The sequence below is a fragment of the Bordetella pertussis 18323 genome, from assembly GCF_000306945.1.
In the GTDB taxonomy this organism is placed as follows: domain Bacteria; phylum Pseudomonadota; class Gammaproteobacteria; order Burkholderiales; family Burkholderiaceae_B; genus Bordetella; species Bordetella pertussis.
The window spans coordinates 2461018-2479078 of sequence record NC_018518.1; the positions used below are offsets into that span (position 1 = coordinate 2461018).

An 18061-nucleotide genomic window follows, 5' to 3' on the forward strand; every position below is an offset into this window, starting at 1 on the left:
TTGATGCCCGCCGCTACCGATCCTGACATCGCCGCCCTGGTCGCGCGCGCCGCCGCCGTAGCCCCCGAGCGCCGCAGCGGCACGCTGCGCGACCTCGACCACATCGTCATCCTGATGCAGGAGAACCGCGGCTTCGACCACTACTACGGCGCCCTGCCCGGCGCGCGCGGCCGGGCCGACCCGCACCGCGCGCCCACGCCCGACGGCGACGTGTTCGTCCAGGCGCACGCCGGCCAGCGCCTGGCGCCCTATCCGCTGGCGCCCGCGCTGCCGCCCGGCCAGCCGCTGGGCCACCTGACGCCGCACACCTGGGACGATGCCCAGCGCGCCTGGAACGACGGCCGCATGGACCAGTGGCTGGCGGCCAAGGGCCGGCTGGGAATGGGCTACTACCGCCCGGAGGAACTGCCGCTGCAGACCGCGCTGGCGCGCGCCTTCACGCTGTGCGAGGCCTACCACTGTTCGATGCACGCCGGCACCAACCCCAATCGCCTGTTTCTGTGGACCGGCACCAACGATCCGCACGGCCAGGCCGGCGGCCCGGCGCTGGTCAACACCCATGACCGGCCCGGACCGGCGCACGAAGGCTACGCGTGGACGACCTACCCCGAACGCCTGCAGGCCGCCGGCGTGGACTGGGCGATCTACCAGGACATGGCGGACAACTACCACGACAATCCGCTGGCCGGCTTTCGGCAGTACCGCGCCGAACTGGCCGGCGGCGCGGCCCGGGCGCCGCTGCGCGAGCGCGCCCTGAGCACCCGCACCCTGGCGGCGCTGGCCGAGGACGCGGCCAATGGCCGCCTGCCGCAGGTGGCGTGGATCATCGCGCCCGCCGCGGACTCCGAGCACCCGGAAGTGTCCAGCCCGGCGCAGGGCGCCGCCTTCAGCGCCCGCGTGCTCGACATCCTGACGCGCGCCCCGGCGCTCTGGCGACGCTGCGCGCTGCTGCTCACCTACGACGAGAACGACTGCTTTTTCGACCACATGCCGCCGCCCGCGCCGCCCGGCGCGGCGGGCGGCGGCAGCACCGCGGACACCGCGGGCGAATACCACCAGGCGCGCGGCGGCCCTTCGGCCGGCACCCCCGACGACCCGCGCGCGCTGCATGGGCGCGCCTATGGCCTGGGGCCGCGCGTGCCCATGCTGGTGGTCTCGCCGTTCAGCCGCGGCGGCTGGCTCGATGCGCGCGTCTATGACCATACCTCGGTCATCCGCCTGCTGGAGTCGCGCTTTGGCGTGGCCGAGCCCAACATCAGCCCATGGCGGCGCGCCGTCTGCGGCGACCTGAGCCACGCCTTCGATTTCACCGGCGCGCAAGACCAGGCGGGCGCGCCAGGACCGCGCAGCCGGCCTTCGCCCTATGCGTGCCATGTCGAAGCCTGGGCGGCCGATGGCCGCCAGCGGGTGCGCATGGCCAACCCGGGCCACGCCACGCTGGTGCTGCACGTGTACGACTGCCTGCGGCTGGCGCAGGGTCCGCGCCGCTACACCATCGAACCGGGCCGGCAATGGGAAGACAGCTGGCCGGATGCCGGCGCAGACCTGGCCTGCGACCTGTGGATACTGGGGCCGGACGGATTCCATCGCCACATCCGCCGCCACGGGGCCGCCGCGCCGCTGGCGGCGGCCTGGCGCGACCAGCCGCCCGCCCTGTTGCTGGAAAACCGGGGTGCGCAAGCCCTGCAGGCGCGGATTGAATCGGCCTATGGCGAGGCGCCCGCGCTGCTGCGGCTGGCGCCGGGCGAGCAGGCCGCCTGGCCATATGAACCGGCCAGCCGCGGCTGGTACGACCTGACGGCGAGCGCCGCGGGGCAGTCGTTGCGGCTGGCCGGCCGCATGCGCGCCGCGGGGCCGGGCCGGCCCGACCCGCGCCTGGGCTGACGCGCCCTGCGGCTTACTGCGGGACTTCCGGGGTGGACGCCGGCGTTTCGGCGTTGCCGGCTTTCTCGGCCTTGTCGGCCTTCTCGATGGCTTCTTCGCCGCGCGCCAGGCGCTCGGTGTTCTTGACCCCGGTGTGGCGCACATCGGCGCCCTTGACCATGTAGATCACCCGCTCGGCCATGTTCTTGGCATGGTCGCCGATGCGCTCGAGCGCGCGGGCGATGAAGATCATGTCGATGGCGCGCGAAATGGTGCGCGGGTCTTCCATCATGTAGGTGATCAGGTTGCGCAGCGCCGCCTTCCATTCCTTGTCGACTTCCTTGTCGCTGCGCACGACCTGCGCGGCCAGGATCGGATCCAGGCGCGCGAAGGCGTCCAGCGCCTGGCGCAGCATATTGCCCACGTTCACGGCCATGTGGCGCAGTTCGATCAGGGGAATGTGACGCTGGTCGTTCTCGTACATGCGGCGCACGGCGGTGGCGATCTTCTCGGCCTCGTCGCCCGAGCGCTCCATGTCGGTCAGCATCTTGGAGACGGCCAGCAAGGTGCGCAGGTCGATCGCGGTGGGCTGGTGGCGCGCCAGGATCAGGCTGATGCGCTCGTCGATCTCGACTTCGTGCCGGTTGACCTCTTTCTCGCGCTCGCGCACCTTCTCGACCATGCTCATGTCGCCGGCCGGAATGGCTTCGACCGCTTCGTGGATCATGGCCTCGACGATTCCGCCCATCTGGAGGAACTGCGACCGCACGTGCTGCAGGTCTGCGTCGAATTGTTTGTTGGTGTGCTCCGTCATCCGGACTCCCTGCGTGGTTGGTCTCATCTGTAGTGCCCCTGAAAACGCGGTTGCGCAGAGGGCTGCCCGACCCGCAAGGTTATGACCCGACTATGACAGGATTATGAATCCCCCCCGGAAGACCGGCAAGCCGGCCCCGGGAAGGCGCGCCGGGTCAGCCGCGGCGCTCCAGGCGGCGGATGCCGTCCTGGGTGGCCAGCAGCGCCACATCGGCGCCGGCCAGGGCGAACAGGCCGCAGGTCACCACGCCCGGAATGTCGTTGATGGTCTTCTCCAGCCCCGGCGCGTCGGCGATCGACAGGCCGGCCACGTCCAGGATGATGTTGCCATTGTCGGTAACGAAGCCTTCGCGCAGCGCCGGCTGGCCGCCCAGCCGGCTCAAGCCGCGCGCCACGGCGTTGCGCGCCATGGGAATGACCTCCACCGGCAGCGGAAAGCGGCCCAGCCGCTCGACCAGCTTGGACTCGTCGGCGATGCAGATGTAGCGCCGGGCCACCGAGGCCACGATCTTCTCGCGCGTCAGCGCGCCGCCGCCGCCCTTGATCATGTGCAGGTTGGGATCGATCTCGTCGGCGCCGTCCACGTAGATCGGCATGCTCTGGACATCGTTGAGGTCCAGCACCGCCAGGCCGTGGCCGGCCAGCCGCGCCGCGCTGCGCTCGGAACTGGCCACCGTGCCGCGCAGCCTGCCCTTGAAGCAAGCCAGGCCATCGATGAACAGATCGGCGGTCGAGCCGGTGCCCACGCCGATGATCACGTCCGGCCCGGCTACCTGTTCGACCAATTCGAGGGCTGCGTCGGCGGCTTGTTGCTTGAGTTCTTGCTGAGTAAGCATGGCGATTGCGAGTATGAGCGCGGCAGGCGCGCGAAACCTTGAAGGCCGGAAATTTAGCAGATACCGGGCCAGGCGCGGGCCAGAATCGGGGCCGGATCATCGATCGGCGCGGCCCCGACGATGCCCGCGGGCGCGTGCAGGCGCGTGGCGGCAAAGGCCGCGCCCACCGGGGTGGGCGCGTGGCGAATCAGCAAGGCAGCCTGCCAGAGCGTGGCCAGCCCGGCGGCCACGCGGCGCGCCAGGGCCTGCGGGACCGAGTCCGGCTGCGCCACCAGCGCCAGCCAGTCGTCCAGCGCCTGGTCGTACGCGGGCACCACGCCGCGCGCGCGGTCCAGCTCGTCGCGCAGGCCCGGCAGCGCCTCGGCCTCGCGCGCCAGGCCGCGCAGCACGTCCAGCGCCATGACATTGCCCGAGCCCTCCCAGATCGAATTGACCGGCGCCTCGCGGTACAGCCGCGCCAGCGGCGCTTCCTCGACGTAGCCGTTGCCGCCCAGCACTTCCATGCATTCGCCCAGCGCGGCGATGGCGCGCTTGCAGACCCACAGCTTGGCCGCCGGCGTACCCACGCGCACCAAGGCGCGCGCGACCGGGTCGGCACGCTCGTCCACGGCGCGCGCCAGCCGCAACGCCAGCACGGTCGCCGCCTCGCTCTCCAGCGCCAGGTCGGCCAGCAGCACCCGCATCAATGGCTGCGCCAGCAGGGCAGTCCCGAAAGCCTGGCGCTGCGCGGCGTGATGCAGGGCCTGCGCCACCGCCTGGCGCAACAGCGCCGCGCTGCCCAGCACGCAATCCAGCCGCGTAGTCGCGGCCATCTCCAGCAATACCGCGGTCCCGCGCCCCGGCTCGCCCAGCATGGCGCCCCAGGCCTGCTCGAACTCCACTTCGGCACTGGCGTTGCTGCGATTGCCCAGCTTGTCCTTCAGGCGGCGCAGGCGCACGGCATTGCGCGGCCCATCGGGCACCCAGCGCGGCACGAAGAAGCAACCCAGCCCTTCGTCGGTACGCGCCAGCACCAGGTGCGCATCGGCGTGCGGCACCGACAGGAACCATTTATGGCCGGTCAGCAGGTAGGCCTGGCCGCGCCCGGGCGCGCCGACCGGCTCGGCGCGCGTGGCCACCGAGCGCAGGTCCGAACCGCCTTGCTTCTCGGTCAGGCCCATGCCGATCAGGGCGCCGCGCTTGCGGCCGATGGGCGCGTCGCTGGCGTCGAACTCGCGCGAATACAGGACGTCGAGCCAGTCGCGCCCGTAGTCGATGACGCCGGCCGGCTCGCGCGCCAGCAAGGGCACCGCGGCGTGGGTCATGGTGGTGGGACACAGGGTGCCGGCCTCCACCTGGCCTTGCATCAGGTAGGCGGCCGCGCGCGCCACGTGCGCGCCCGGCACGGGCTGCGCCCAGGCCCTGCTGTGCAGCCCGCGCGCCACGATGCCGGTCATCAGCGCGTTCCAGGCCGGGTGAAAGGCGACCTTGTCCTGCCGGTGGCCGGTCGGGTCATAGGCCAGCAGGCGCGGCGAATTGCGATTGGCCTCGGCGGCGGCCTCCAGCGTCTGGGCCCGGCCCAGCCATGCGCCGTGCTCGCGCAACTCGGACTCGAAGGCCGCGGCGCCCTCACGCCGCACGGCCTGCTGCAGCACCGGATCGGTCTCGTACAGCGAATAATCTTCCAGCGGTGCGACCTGGTTGGTCACCTGGTGCGTAAGGAACGGCTGCATGGCGCCTCCGGCCTTGGCGGCGAAAGAATTGGGCGGACCGCCCGCCCCGCCGGGGGCTCTCCGCCCCCGCGCCTGCTCCTCAGGATGGGGAGCCCTGGTCAGCCCCTAGTGTATCGGGTTCGTCGCCCAGCAGCCGGGCCGCCTCGGCCTCCGGCAGGGCCTCGACCGTCCTGAGGTTGCGCAGCATGGCGCGCGTGCGCACCTCGGTCTGGCCGATCCTGTTGCTGGCGGTGTCCAGGGTTTTCTTGACCGTGGCCAGCGATTCGCCGAACTTGGCGAACTCGGTCTTGACCGCGCGCAGCACCTGCCACACCTCGGACGAGCGGCGCTCGATCGCCAGGGTGCGGAAACCCATCTGCAGGCTGTTGAGCAAGGCCGCCAGATTGGCGGGGCCGGCCACGTTCACGCGCAGGCCGTGCAGCTTGTCCAGCAATCCGGGCCGGCGCAGCACTTCCGCGTACAGGCCTTCGGTGGGCAGGAACATGATGGCGAAGTCGGTCGTGTGGGGCGGCGCCACGTACTTGGACGCGATGAGCCGCGCCTGCGTCTCCACGGCCTTGGCCAGCGCCGCGCCGGCGGCGCGGGCGGCCTCCTGCTCGGCCGCATCCTGGGCGTCCATCAGGCGCTCGTATTCTTCCTTGGGAAACTTGGCGTCGATGGGCAGCCACACCGGGCCGCCGCCCTCGTCCTTGCCCGGCAGTCGGATCGCGAACTCCACCACCGCATCGCTGCCGGGCACCGGCTTGACGTTGCGCGCGTATTGCTCGGGCGTCATGGCGTCTTCCATGAGCCGCGCCAGCTGCACCTCGCCCCAGGTGCCGCGCGATTTCACGTTGGTCAGCACCCGTTTCAGGTCGCCCACGCCGGCCGCCAGCGTCTGCATCTCGCCCAGGCCCTTGTGCACGGCCTCCAGGCGGTCCGACACCATCCGGAACGACTCGCCCAGGCGCTGCTCCAGCGTCGCGTGCAGCTTCTCGTCCACGGTACGGCGCATTTCCTCGAGCCGCGCGCCATTGTCCGCCTGCAAGGCCTGCAGGCGCTGGTCGACCACCTGGCGCACGTCCTGCATGCGGCGGTCATTCAGTTCGACCAAGCCCTGCAGGCGCTCGCCGAACTGGCTGGCGAAACGCGCCAGCGACTCGCCATGCTCGGCGCGGGCGGCGCGCGCGTCGCGCCCCAGCGTGGCGCGCAGCTCTTCCTGGCTTTGCGCCATCTCGGCGCGCAGCGCGCGCATCGACTCGGCCAGCTCGGCGCGCAACCCGCGCTGGCTCTCCGCCAGGTCTGCGCGCAGCCCCCGGTCCACGCGTTCCAGGCCATCGAGCAGCGCCTGCAGGCGCGCGTCGCCGCCCCGCCCGCGCAGCGCCAGCAGGCAGGCCAGCAGCGCGAACACCGCGGCCGCCACGGTTATCCAAGGCAGATAAGATTCCAAGCCAATCTCCACAAACCACGATTGTAGGAACAGGGGCCGGCTCACGCCAGGACACTGCTTAAGCAAGCCGGCGCAGGCTCACACCGGGCATACAAAAAAAGACTAACATTGCTCGCTGACTGTCATACCGATCCTTTTTTATCGTGCCCTGACCCGACAACACCGCAGACCACAACACCCATCACGCGCCCTTGCCGGGCAGCGGCTACGCCGCCATGTTCGGCCCGCTGGACCTGAGCCAGGCGCGGCTGCTGGCCCAGGGCGGCGACCGGTACGTGTTCCAGCACCCGCACGAGCCCGCGCTGTTGGTCAAGGTCATGGACATGGAGGCGCGCGCCGTCTATCTGGAGGCGCGCCCGTTCAAGCGCTGGTACAAGCAATTCCAGCGGGAAAGCGCCTACCGCGTCTACCTGAACGAAATCACCGAATACGTCACCACCTCGACCAGCGCCTCGGGTGTCTGGCAGGTGCCGCTGGCGCGCATCGTGGGGCTGGCGCAGACCTCGCTGGGCCTGGGCCTGCTGGCCGAGAAAATCACCGACGCGGCCGGCAACATGGCGCCGACGGTCAGCGATCTGGTCAAGCGCGGCGAATTCGACACGGCGCTGGCCCAGCGCCTGGACCGGTTCTTCGAAGACCTGGCCGACGCCCACATCGTGATCCACGATATCTCGGCCAGCAATATCGCCTGTGGCCGCAATGCCGAAGGCCGCGAAGGCCTGTATCTGATCGACGGCTTCGGCGTGCTGCCGCTGATTCCCACCTATGCCTGGAGCCGGCGCCTGAACCGCAAGCGCATCATGCGCAAGTACGCGGAACTGCGCGCCCGCATGCCCGCCCCGGCGCCCTGAGCCGGCGCTACACGTACAGCGCGCCGTCGGGATCCACCCAATCGAAATCGCGCCCGGCCTGCTGGCCGCGACGCAAGGGATTGCGCGTGCAGAACGCCGCATAGGCCGGATCGACGTAGCGGTACGGCAGGTGCTCGTCGCGCCCGGCCGGGATGCCCAGCCGGGTGGTGCGGACCAGGCGGTCGAGCCGCACGCCCACGTCCTCGACGAAAAACCGCCGCGGGTCGAAGGCCTTGGCGTCCCATTGCGGCACTTTCAGCCCGAGCGCGCGGCACAGCAGGGTCTGGCCCGCGCACAGGCGCGCCGGCGGCCGGGGCTGGCCCTGCGCATCCGGGTTGAGCCGCTGCATGCAGGCCAGCGCGCGCGGCCCGGACACCTCGTCGACCCAGGGATGGCCCGATTTGATCAACACCGCATTACCGGGGCCGGCCGCGCTGAAATTGAGCGAATCGCCGCCGCGCGCGTAGTACATGTAGACCACGCCCCCGTCCATGAACAACGCGCGCCGCTTGTGGGTGTAGCCGAGCGAGGCGTGGCTGCCCTTCTCGGCCAGGTAATAGGCTTCCGTCTCGATGATGCGCGCCGACAGCCACAGGCCGTCCACGCGGTGGCGCACCACCTTGCCCAGCAGGTCGCGCGCGAGCTGCTGGGCGTCGCGGTTGAAGAAAGCGGCCGGCAGGGCCGGGCCCGGCTGCGGCCGGGCCGTGCGCGCAGGGGCCGGCATACGATCAGGCGAAGCGCTCGCCGTAGCGCTTTTCCGAGAAACCAACGGTCACCTCGCCGTCCGGCGTCACGGTAACGGGGCGGCGCACCAGCGCCGGGTACTCGGCGATCAGCGCGGTCCATTCGGCATCGCTGCGGGCCGCCTTGCGCTCGTCGGACAGCGCGCGCCAGGTCATGGACGTGCGGTTGACCAGCTTTTCCCAGCCGCCCACCTTGCCGGCCCATTGCTTGAGCGTGGCCGCCGGCACGGGATGGTCGCGATAATCGACAAAGTCATGCGCCACGCCGCGGGCCGCCAGCCAGTCGCGCGCCTTCACGCAGGTGCTGCACTTGTTCAGACCATACAGGGTGACTTGTTTCATCGGTTATCGGCCTCCTTGCGCCACTGCAACCGGTTGGCGATGATCACGCAGGTGCCGACCGCCAGGATGAACAGGGTGGCCAGCGCGTTGATCTCGGGCTTGAGCCCCAGGCGAACGCGCGAGAACACCTCCATCGGCAGGGTCGACGACCCCGGCCCCGACAGGAACGACGCGATCACCACATCGTCCAGCGAAAGCGTGAATGCCAGCAGCCAGGCCGACACCAGCGCCGGGGCGATCAGCGGCAGCGTGATCGCGAAAAATACCTTGATGGGCGTGGCGCCCAGATCGAGCGCGGCCTCTTCGAGCGAGCGGTCCATGTCGCGGATGCGCGACTGGACCACGACCGCCACGAACGCCATGCACAGCGTGACGTGGCCCACCCAGATGGTGAACACGCCGTTCTGCTCCGGCCAGCCCAGGTGGCCACGCATCTCGACGAACATCAGCAAGAGCGAGATGCCCAGCACGACCTCGGGAATGACCAGCGGCGCGCTGAGCATGCCCACGTACAGCGTGAAGCCGCGAAAGCGGCCCATGCGCCCCAGCACGTAGCCGGCCCAGGTGCCGATGATGGTGGCGGCGGTGGCCGTCAGGACGGCGATCTTGAACGACAGCCAGGCGGCGCGCAGCAAGGCGCTGTCCTCGAGCAGCGAGCCATACCAGCGCAGCGAGAATCCGGTCCAGGATGTCACCACCGGCGAATCGTTGAACGAGAAAACCATCAGGCTGATGATGGGCACGTACAGGAAGAAGTACCCGAGGCCCAGCACCAGCATCCGCAACGACTTGTTGGGCCCCTTCATCGGCGGCCTCCGCCGGCGAAATCCTGCTGCTTGATCTGGTTGTACTGGAACAGGGCCAGCGGCACCAACAGCAACAGCACCATCACGCAGGTGACGGCCGAGGCCATCGGCCAATCGGTGTTGTTGAAGAACTCGTTCCACATGACACGCCCCATCATCAGGGTGTCGGCGCCGCCCAGCATTTCCGGGATGACGTACTCGCCCACCGACGGGATGAACACCAGCATGGCGCCGGCGATCACGCCCGGCCGCGACAATGGCACGGTGATGCGCCAGAACGCCTGCCACGGCCGCGCGCCCAGGTCGTAGGCGGCTTCGAGCAGGCGCAGGTCCATCTTCACCAGGTTGGCGTACAGCGGCAGGATGAAGAACGGCAGGTAGGCATAGACCAGGCCGATGTAGACGGCCAGGTCGGTACGGTATATTTCCAGCGGACTGGAAATCAGGCCCAGGCTCATCAGCAGCTTGTTCAGCAGGCCGTCGTTGCGCAGGATGCCCACCCACGCGTAGACGCGCAGCAGCAGCGAGGTCCAGAACGGCAGGATCACGGCCAGCAGCAGCAGATTGCGCAGCGCGGGCGCCGAACGCGCGATGTAGTAGGCGATCGGATAGCCGATGAGAATGCAGCACAGCGTGGTGATCGCCGCCATCTTGACCGAATTGAGGTAAGTGGCGACATACAGGCTGTCGGTGAACAGCAGGACATAGCCGCGCAGGTGCAGGCTGAGCTGCACGGCCTCGTCCTTGAACTCGGCCAGTGGCGTGTACGGCGGAATGCCGAACTGCAGCTCCGCGAAGCTGATCTTGAACACCAGCAGGAACGGCACCAGCAGGAACAGCACCAGCCAGGCGAACGGCGGCACGATGGCCACCGTGCGGCGCGATGGCCGCGGCAGGGCGAACCGCCTCATGACGAGAACACCGTCGCGCTATCGGCATCCCAGCTGACGAAGACCTCCTCGTCGATGCCGGGCGCGTCCTGGCGCGCCAGTTGCAGGCTGGGGACGCTGGCCTCGACGATCTTGCCCGAGTCCAGGCGGATCTGGTAGAGGCCGTAGCTGCCCATCCAGGCCATGTGGGTGACCATGCCATGCGCCCAGTTGTGCTCGGCCTCGGGCTGCTCGCGCAGGACCACCAGCCGCTCGGGCCGGATCGATACGTGCACTTCCATGCCCAGCGGCTCGCTTACGCCGTGGCTGACGTACAGCGGCCGGGTCAGCTCGCCCGACTCGATGGCGACATGGTCGGGCTCGTCGACCACGATGGTGCCCGAGAACAGGTTGGTCGAGCCGATGAAGCCCGCCACGAAACGCGAATTCGGAAACTCGTAGACGTCCTGCGGGGTGCCGCACTGCACGATCTGGCCTTCGGTCATGACGGCCAGGCGGTGCGCCATGGTCATGGCCTCTTCCTGGTCGTGCGTCACCATGATGCAGGTCACGCCGACCTGCTGCAGGATCTTGACCAGCTCGATCTGCGTTTTCTGGCGGATCTGCTTGTCCAGCGCCGACATCGGCTCGTCGAGCAACAGCAGCTTGGGCCGCTTGACCAGGCTGCGCGCCAGCGCCACGCGCTGCTGCTGCCCGCCGGACAGCTGGTGCGGCTTGCGGCGCGCGTAGCCGGCCATCTGGACCAGGTCCAGCGCCTCGAACACGCGGTCATGGATCTCGGCGCGGTCCACCCCTTCCTGCTTCAGGCCGAAGGCCACGTTGGCCTCGACCGTCATGTGCGGAAACAGCGCGTACGACTGGAACATCATGTTCACCGGCCGGCGGTACGGCGGCACATTGGTGATGTCCTCGCCGTCGAGCAGGATCTGCCCCGAGGTGGCGTCCTCGAAGCCGGCCAGCATGCGCAGCAGCGTCGACTTGCCGCTGCCAGAGCTGCCCAGCAGCGCGAAGATCTCGTTGCGCCGTACGGACAGGTTGACCGACTGCACGGCCACCACGTCGCCGAAAATCTTGACGACGTCGGAGACCTTGACGAATTCGTCCGGATCGGCAGAATGCTGCGCCGAATAGCGGATGTCGCTCATGATGGCTCAGCGTCCGGACTTCAGTTCGGCCCACATGCGCGTCTGCAGGCGCTGCACGTTCAGCGGCTGGGCCTTGATCACGTACAGGGTCTTGGACATGTCGGCGGGCGGGTAGATCATCGGGTTGTCGGCCACGTCCTTGACCACGAACTCGCGCGCCGCCTTGTTGGCGTTGGGATAGAACATGGTGTTGGTGATGGCCGCGTGCACCTGCGGCGTCTCGATATAGTTGATGAAGGCGTGCGCCTCCTCGGGATGCGGGGCGTCCTTGGGAATGGCCATCACGTCGAACCAGGCGGGCGCGCCGCCCTTCGGGATGAAGTAATTGATCTCGTACAGCTTCCTGGCCTCCTGGGCCCGGCGGCGCGCGATCATCACGTCGCCCGAAAAGCCGTAGACCATGCACAGGTCGCCCACCGCCAGCTCGTCGATATAGCCCGACGAGCTGAACTGACGGATATAGGGCCGGATCTGCTTGAGCAGGGCCAGGGCTTCCTTGTAGTCGTCCGTGTTGGCGCTGTTGGGATCCTTGCCCAGGTATTTGAGCACCGCCGGGAACACCTGCGCGGCCTCGTCCAGCATGGAGATGCCGCACTCCTTCAGCTTGGCGGCGTTCTCGGGCTTGAACAGCATGTCCCAATTGGCCAGGTCCACGCCCTCGCCCATGATCTGCCTGACCTTGGTGACGTTGTAGCCCAGCCCGTTGGTGCCGTAGCCCCACGGGATCACGTACTGGTTGCCCGGGTCGATGGTGGCGACCAGCGCCATGACGTCGGGGTCGAGATTCTTCCAGTTGGGGATCTTGGACTTGTCCAGCTTCTGGTACAGCCCGCCCTCGATCTGGCGCGACGCATAGTGGGTCGAGGGCACGACCACGTCGTAGCCCGACTTGCCCGTCAGCAGTTTGGCCTGCAGGGTATCGTTGTTGTCATAGACGTCATAACGCACCTTGATGCCGGTTTCCTTCTCGAAACCGGGGATGGTGTCGGGCGCCGTATATTCGGCCCAGTTGTAGACGTTGACGACCTTGTCTTGCGCCACTGCCGGCGACATCGCCACCGCCAGCACTGCGCCGCCCAATACGCAGCGCAACCGTGCCGAGAATTTCATCGCGAACCCCCTGCCATGATGCGATTTTCGAGAATTGCCAAAAGGCGGAATCATAAAGCCTTTTAGGAGCGGGCTGGTCGCAAATCCAGCCCTGAACAAGCAGTTTTCGCCCGCGCGCTACGCCGGGCGGCTCATGCCCTTGCGGTCCCGCGCGCCCAGGCGGCCCGGTAGGCCGGCTCCAGCCTCTGCCAGAAGTCCTGCCCCCGCTCGCCGCCGACCTTGACGAGGGAACGGCGCAGGCGCGCCAGGTTGCCCTGGCGCCCCCGCTCGGACACGCCGCCGGCCGTGCCCCGGTCGAAATCGATCAGCCATGCCAGCCCGCCCGGGTCCAGCAGGATATTGAAGGCGTTCAGGTCGGCATGCCAGACGCCCGCCCGGTGCATGGCCGCGATGGCGCGCGCCACCGCCTCCCAGGCGGGCTCGTCGAGCAGGCTGGCCAGCGGCCGGGCCGCCGGGATGCGCTCGACCAGGATCGCCGCCCGGTACGTCAGGCCGTAGCGCCAGTAGCCGGCCGCCAGCGGCGCCGGCACGGCCAGGCCCTGCTCGCGCATGTGCGCCAGCAGGCGGTACTCGCGCAGGCCGCGGGTACGCGCCTCGCCTTGCCACACATAGGCATCGCGGCTGACGCGCGCCGCCAGGCCGCCGCACCGGTAGCCGCGCAGCACACCCTGCCAGCCGGGCGTGGCGACGAACCACGCCGCCTGCCTGCCGCCCGCCGCCACCGGCTGCGCGGCCGCGCCATAGCTGGACGGATCGAACAGCGCCGGCCCGGGCGCCTCGATACGCGCCGCGTCGTACAGCATGGCGCCGGCCGGCGCCTCGCGCCAGGCCAGGCGTTCGGTGCGCGCCCGGGTATCAGCCGGCACGGTTGCGCATCCAGTCGGCCGTGCCGTAGAAGGCCTGCAGCAGGCGATCGACCAGGGCCGCGGGCAATTGCTGGTCCTGCATGGCGCGGCCCATGCACGCCACCCACTGGTCGCGCTCGATCTCCCCGATCGAGAACGGCAGGTGCCGCGCGCGCAGGCGCGGATGGCCGAAGCGCTCGATATAGTGGTCCGGACCGCCGAAGTAGCCGCACAGGAACCAGAACAGCTTGTCGCGCGCCTGCTCCAGGCTGGGGCCATGGGCATCGCGCAGCGCCTTAAAGTCGGACTCCATGTCCATCAGGTCGTAGAACCGGTCGACCAGCTCGCGCACGCCGGGCTCGCCGCCGAGCATGTCGAAAACGGTCTTGGAGGTGTCCAGCGGCTCGGAAATCGGCTGGACGCGGGTCGTCGTCATTACGCTTCTCGCAAAGTAACCAGCGGCGGCGTGCGCAGCACGCCCCGCAAAGCCAGGGCGCCGCCAGCCCACGCCCCCAGCATGCCGGCCAGTGCGCCGGCCAGCCAGGGCCACCACTGCAGGCTGATGGCGAAATCGAATACCTGGGTCGACAGCACCCAGGCCACGGCGGTGGCGCCGCCGGCGGCCAGCAGGCCCGCCAGGCCACCCACCGCCAGCAGTTCCAGGCGCTGCGCGCGGGCCAGTTGGCGGCGGGTCGCGCCCAGCGCGCGCAGCACCGCGGCCTCGCGCACGCGTTCGTCGCGGGTGGCCGTCAGCGCGGCCGCCAGCACCAGCACGCCGGCCGCCAGTGTAAACAAGAACAACAGCTGCACGGCCTTGACCACTTCGTCCAGCACGGTCTGCAATTGCCCGAGGATCGCCCCCACGTCGAACACGGTCAGGTTGGGAAAGGCCTGCACCAGGTCGCGCAGCACGGCGGCCTTGGCGGGCGGCAGGTGGAACGAGGTGATCCAGCTCTGCGGCGCGTCGGCCAGCGCCTGCGGCGAGAGGATGGCGAAGAAGTTCACGCGCATCGAATCCCAGTCGACCCGGCGGGTGCCGCTGACCACGACCTCGACCTGCTGTCCGGCGATGTCGAATCCCAGCTTGTCGCCCACCGCCAGCTTCAGCGAGCGGGCCAGCCCGGACTCCAGCGACACCTCGGCCGCGTCGGGGCGCAGCCAGCGCCCCTGCTCCACCCGGTTCGACTCGGGCAGCGTATCGCCATAGGACAGGTTGAATTCGCGATCCACCAGCCGCTTGGCGCGCGGCTCGTCGAAATCGTCCGGACCGACCGGCCGGCCGTTGACGCTGACCAGGCGGCCGCGCACCATCGGCCACAGATGGACCTGGCCCAGGCCGGCGTCGGCCAGCCGCTGCATGACGGCGTCGCGCTGGTCGGGTTGCACATTGATCAGGAAACGGTTGGGCGCGTCGGGAGGCAACGTGCGCTGCCAGCCGGCGATCAGGTCGGTGCGCGTCATGGTCAGCAGCAACAGGGCCATCAGGCCGATTGCCAGCGCGCACACCTGCGTGATGGTGGCCGCCCGGCGCCGCACCACGCCGGCCAGCGCAAAGCGCAAGGCCGGCAGGCCGGCCGCGGCGCGGCGCAGCCGCGCCAGCGCCTGCACGGCCAGCCAGGCCACCAGCGCGAACACGGCGAAGGCTCCCAGGAAACCGCCGGCCACCACCGCGCCCAGGCGCGCGTCGCCGGCAAACCACCAGATGAGCAAACCCAGGCCGACGGCCCCCAAGGCATAGCCGCCCGCGCCACGCGCGCGCAGGCGATCGGCGTCGCGCCGCAGCACCCTGGCCGGCGGCACGTGGCGCAGCTGCGCCAGCGACGGCAGCGCGAAACCCAGCAGCATCAGCAGACCGGTCAGCACGCCCTGGGCCGCCGGGATCGCCGACGGCGCCGGCAGGCTGGTGTCGATCAGCTGGCCCAGCGCCAGCACCAACCCCTGATGCACCGCATAGCCCAGCAAGCAGCCGACGGCCGAGGCCGCCAGCCCCACCAGCGCGAATTCCAGCACCAGCATGCGCGTCACCTGCGCCTGCACCGCGCCCAGGCAGCGCATGACGGCGATGCCGTCGCGATGCCGCTGCATGAAGCGGCCGGCCGCCAGCGCCACGGCCACCGCCGAAATCAGCACCGCCAGCAGCGCCACCAGCGCCAGGAAGCGCTGCGCCCGGTCCAGGGTGCGCCGCACCTCCGGCCGGCCCGACTCGAGCGTGGCCAGTTTCTGGCCACGCTGCAGATGCTGGCCCAGCCATTGCCCGTAGGCGGCCACGGCGTCGGGCTGCCCGGCCGCCAGCAGGGCATAGCCGATGCGGCTGCCCGGCGCCACCAGTCCGGTGGCGGGCAGGTCGGCGGTGCGCAGCATGACGCGCGGCGCCACATTGACGAACTGCATGCCGCGATCGGGCTCGTAGGTGATGACGCGCTCGATGCGCAGCCGGGCATCGCCCAGGCCCAGCGTGTCGCCCACCTGCACGCCCAGCAGCGTCAGCAGCTGGGCGTCGACCCAGACGGCGCCCAGCGCCGGCACATCGCGGGTGGGCGCGTCCTGGGCAAAGGGCGCCTCGGCCACCCGCAGGCTGCCGCGCAGCGGATAGCCCGGCTCGACGGCCTTCAGGGAGGCCAGCTGGGCATTGCCGTTGGCGCTGGCCATGGACGGGAACTGCAAGGTACTGGAAACCGACAGCCCCGCCTGGCGCGCCCGCTGCGCGAACTCGGCCGGCACCGGCTCATCGGCCTCCAGCACCAGGTCGGCGCCCAGCATCTGGCCCGCATCGCGCTCCAGCGCCCGGCCGACCCGGTCGGCCAGGAAGCCCACGCTGGTGACGGCGGCCACCGCCACCACCAGCGCCAGCACCAGCAGGCGCAGCTCGCCGGCGCGCGCGTCGCGCATCATCATGCGCAAACCCAGGCGCAGGGTCGGCAACCAGCCCTGGCGGGCGGGGCTGCGGGCATCAGGGAAATCCATCATCGGGCAATCGTAACCAAGTAGGAGAGTTGTCAGGGAATCCCGCTATCATGCGCGAGGGGCAGTCCGGCGCGACTGTCAAGCAACAATATTAATTAACGAAACGGAGAAGACACTATGCGCAAGTCCTGGCTTGCGGCCGCGACGCTGGCCGCCTGCACCGTTGCCGCCTCCCTGCCCGCCGCGGCCCAGACCACCCTGAAAATGGCCTATGCCCTGTCGACCTCGTCGCATTACGGCGCGGGGGCCGAGGCTTTCGCCAAATCCATCGAAGGCGCCTCGGGCGGCAAGTACAAGGTACAGCAATTCGCCAACAGCGCCCTGGGCGGCGAACGTGAGGTTATCGAGGGCCTGCAGATCGGCACCATAGACCTGGCCATCGTCTCGACCGGCGCCACGCTCAATTTCGTGCCCGAGACCGGCGTGTTCGACATCCCGTTCCTGCTGCGCGACCTGCCGCACGCCCGCGCGGTGCTCGACAGCAAGATAGGCCAGGATATGCTGGCGAAGTTCCCCGACCGGGGCATCATCGCCCTGGCCTGGGGCGAACAGGGCTTTCGCCACCTGACCAACAACGTGCGCCCGGTCAAGACGCCGGCCGACGCCAAGGGCCTGAAGATCCGCACCACCGAGAACCCCATCCACATCACGGCATTCCGCCAGATCGGGATCCTGCCCACGCCGATGGCCTGGCCCGAAGTCGCCACCGCCTTGCAGCAGGGTATCATCGACGGCCAGGAGAACCCGCTCTCGGTCATCACCTCGGCCAAGCTGTCGCAGCTGCAGAAGTACCTGTCGCTGACCGGCCATGTATATGGCCCGGCCCTGGTGCTGATGTCCGCCAACGTCTACAACGGCCTGTCGGACGCCGAAAAAGCCAGCTTCAAGGCGGCCGGCAAGGACTCGGCGCAGGCCATGCGCGCCTACGTCGACAACATCGAGCAGACCGGCGTGGAGCAATTGAAGAAGGAAGGCATGGAGGTCAGCGAGGTCGATCGCGCCGCGTTCGCCGCCGCGGTCGAGCCGGCCTACGCCGAGTACTACAAGAAGTTCGACAAACAGCTTATCCAGTCCATTCGCGACACCAAGTAAGCCTGTCCGCGCCGCCCGGCCTCCCTCGGCCGGCGCGGCGCCCGGCGGCCCGCCCCGCGGCCGTCCTCCCACCCCGGAAACCATCATGCGACTGCTTTGCACCGCCGAGCGCGCGCTGTTCCGACTGGTTTCGGCAATTGCCCAGATCCTGCTGATTGCCGCCGCCTGCGCCGCGTTCTACCAAGTCATTGCCCGTTTCATCCTGCATTCCCCCGCGGACTGGAGCGAAGTCGCCACGCGCGCGCAGCTGATCTGGACCGTGCTGCTGGGCGTGGCGCTGGCTTTCCGGCACGGCGCCATGATCAGCGTGGAGCTGCTGCGCAACACCCTGCAAGGCGCCGCGCGCCGCCTGCTCGAGCACGCCATTGCCCTGACCTGCATCGCCTTCCTGGCGTTCATCGCCTGGATCGGCGGCCAGATGACCTGGCGCGTGCGCTTCCAGAACGTGCCCAGCCTGGACATTTCCATTTCGTGGATCTATCTGGCGATACCGGTCGGCGCCACGCTGGCGGTCATCGCCGTGCTGGCGCGCTGGCTGGCCGGCGAGCAGGACGACGTACCGGTGCGCAACGACGCGCAGGGCTGAGGCCCGTTCCCATCCCTTCGAGCAACCTGGGCTA

The 18061-nt window shown here is 69.4% G+C and carries 17 protein-coding genes; 4 read left to right on the top strand and 13 right to left on the bottom strand.

Going from position 1 to position 18061, the window contains the following annotated elements; genetic code table 11:
• Window positions 1-3: 3 nt before the first annotated feature.
• Window positions 4-1884 (top strand): alkaline phosphatase family protein, encoded by a 1881-nt coding sequence (locus BN118_RS11625; RefSeq protein WP_010930880.1) that lies wholly within the window; start codon window positions 4-6, stop codon window positions 1882-1884.
• Between the two features lie 13 nt (window positions 1885-1897).
• On the opposite strand, the gene phoU is transcribed toward BN118_RS11625, so the two are convergent.
• The 4 genes from phoU to rmuC all read right to left on the bottom strand — a co-directional run bounded on the left by phoU (window position 1898) and on the right by rmuC (window position 6719).
• A complete protein-coding gene (phoU, locus tag BN118_RS11630; protein ID WP_003813242.1) occupies window positions 1898-2677 on the bottom strand; it encodes a phosphate signaling complex protein PhoU in 780 nt (259 codons plus the stop codon).
• Between the two features lie 154 nt (window positions 2678-2831).
• Entirely contained in the window at window positions 2832-3512 is a 681-nt protein-coding gene (gene rpiA / locus BN118_RS11635; protein ID WP_010930882.1) for a ribose-5-phosphate isomerase RpiA, read from the bottom strand.
• A 53-nt stretch (window positions 3513-3565) separates the two neighbouring features.
• Window positions 3566-5224, bottom strand: coding sequence for an isovaleryl-CoA dehydrogenase (locus BN118_RS11640; RefSeq protein WP_014905870.1), 1659 nt, complete (start codon window positions 5222-5224; stop codon window positions 3566-3568).
• Between the two features lie 79 nt (window positions 5225-5303).
• Window positions 5304-6719 (bottom strand): DNA recombination protein RmuC, encoded by a 1416-nt coding sequence (gene rmuC / locus BN118_RS11645; RefSeq protein WP_003813247.1) that lies wholly within the window; start codon window positions 6717-6719, stop codon window positions 5304-5306.
• A 125-nt stretch (window positions 6720-6844) separates the two neighbouring features.
• Between rmuC and BN118_RS11650 the strand changes: the two genes are divergently transcribed.
• On the top strand, window positions 6845-7504 hold the full coding sequence (locus BN118_RS11650; protein WP_010930885.1) for a PhoP regulatory network YrbL family protein: 660 nt from the start codon (window positions 6845-6847) through the stop codon (window positions 7502-7504).
• Between the two features lie 7 nt (window positions 7505-7511).
• On the opposite strand, the gene BN118_RS11655 is transcribed toward BN118_RS11650, so the two are convergent.
• From BN118_RS11655 to BN118_RS11695, 9 genes are all read right to left on the bottom strand, one after another.
• Complete coding sequence (locus BN118_RS11655) at window positions 7512-8228, bottom strand: DNA-3-methyladenine glycosylase (RefSeq protein ID WP_003813251.1); 717 nt, start codon at window positions 8226-8228, stop codon at window positions 7512-7514.
• A gap of 4 nt (window positions 8229-8232) precedes the next feature.
• Complete coding sequence (locus BN118_RS11660) at window positions 8233-8589, bottom strand: arsenate reductase (RefSeq protein WP_003813253.1); 357 nt, start codon at window positions 8587-8589, stop codon at window positions 8233-8235.
• Window positions 8586-9395: an ABC transporter permease subunit gene (locus BN118_RS11665; protein WP_003813256.1), complete on the bottom strand. Its 810-nt coding sequence runs from the start codon at window positions 9393-9395 to the stop codon at window positions 8586-8588. Before BN118_RS11665 ends, BN118_RS11660 begins: the two co-directional genes overlap by 4 nt.
• Entirely contained in the window at window positions 9392-10306 is a 915-nt protein-coding gene (locus BN118_RS11670) for an ABC transporter permease subunit (RefSeq protein WP_003813258.1), read from the bottom strand. The genes BN118_RS11665 and BN118_RS11670 overlap by 4 nt, the downstream gene beginning before the upstream one ends.
• Window positions 10303-11430 carry an ABC transporter ATP-binding protein gene (locus tag BN118_RS11675; protein WP_003813260.1) on the bottom strand — a complete coding sequence of 376 codons (1128 nt, stop codon included), beginning with the start codon at window positions 11428-11430 and terminating at the stop codon, window positions 10303-10305. Before BN118_RS11675 ends, BN118_RS11670 begins: the two co-directional genes overlap by 4 nt.
• A gap of 6 nt (window positions 11431-11436) precedes the next feature.
• Window positions 11437-12540, bottom strand: coding sequence for a polyamine ABC transporter substrate-binding protein (locus tag BN118_RS11680; protein ID WP_014905871.1), 1104 nt, complete (start codon window positions 12538-12540; stop codon window positions 11437-11439).
• 131 nt (window positions 12541-12671) lie between these two features.
• Window positions 12672-13406: a 3-deoxy-D-manno-octulosonic acid kinase gene (locus tag BN118_RS11685; protein ID WP_010930888.1), complete on the bottom strand. Its 735-nt coding sequence runs from the start codon at window positions 13404-13406 to the stop codon at window positions 12672-12674.
• Window positions 13396-13821, bottom strand: a complete 426-nt coding sequence (locus BN118_RS11690) for a group II truncated hemoglobin (RefSeq protein ID WP_003813267.1) — start codon at window positions 13819-13821, stop codon at window positions 13396-13398. Before BN118_RS11690 ends, BN118_RS11685 begins: the two co-directional genes overlap by 11 nt.
• On the bottom strand, window positions 13821-16352 hold the full coding sequence (locus tag BN118_RS11695) for an ABC transporter permease (protein ID WP_003813269.1): 2532 nt from the start codon (window positions 16350-16352) through the stop codon (window positions 13821-13823). Before BN118_RS11695 ends, BN118_RS11690 begins: the two co-directional genes overlap by 1 nt.
• Before the next feature lie 114 nt (window positions 16353-16466).
• Here BN118_RS11695 and BN118_RS11700 point away from each other — a divergent pair, with 114 nt between their 5' ends.
• Window positions 16467-17441 carry a TRAP transporter substrate-binding protein gene (locus tag BN118_RS11700; RefSeq protein WP_010930890.1) on the top strand — a complete coding sequence of 325 codons (975 nt, stop codon included), beginning with the start codon at window positions 16467-16469 and terminating at the stop codon, window positions 17439-17441.
• 85 nt (window positions 17442-17526) lie between these two features.
• Window positions 17527-18027, top strand: coding sequence for a TRAP transporter small permease (locus tag BN118_RS11705; RefSeq protein ID WP_014905872.1), 501 nt, complete (start codon window positions 17527-17529; stop codon window positions 18025-18027).
• The last annotated feature ends 34 nt before the right edge of the window (window positions 18028-18061 follow it).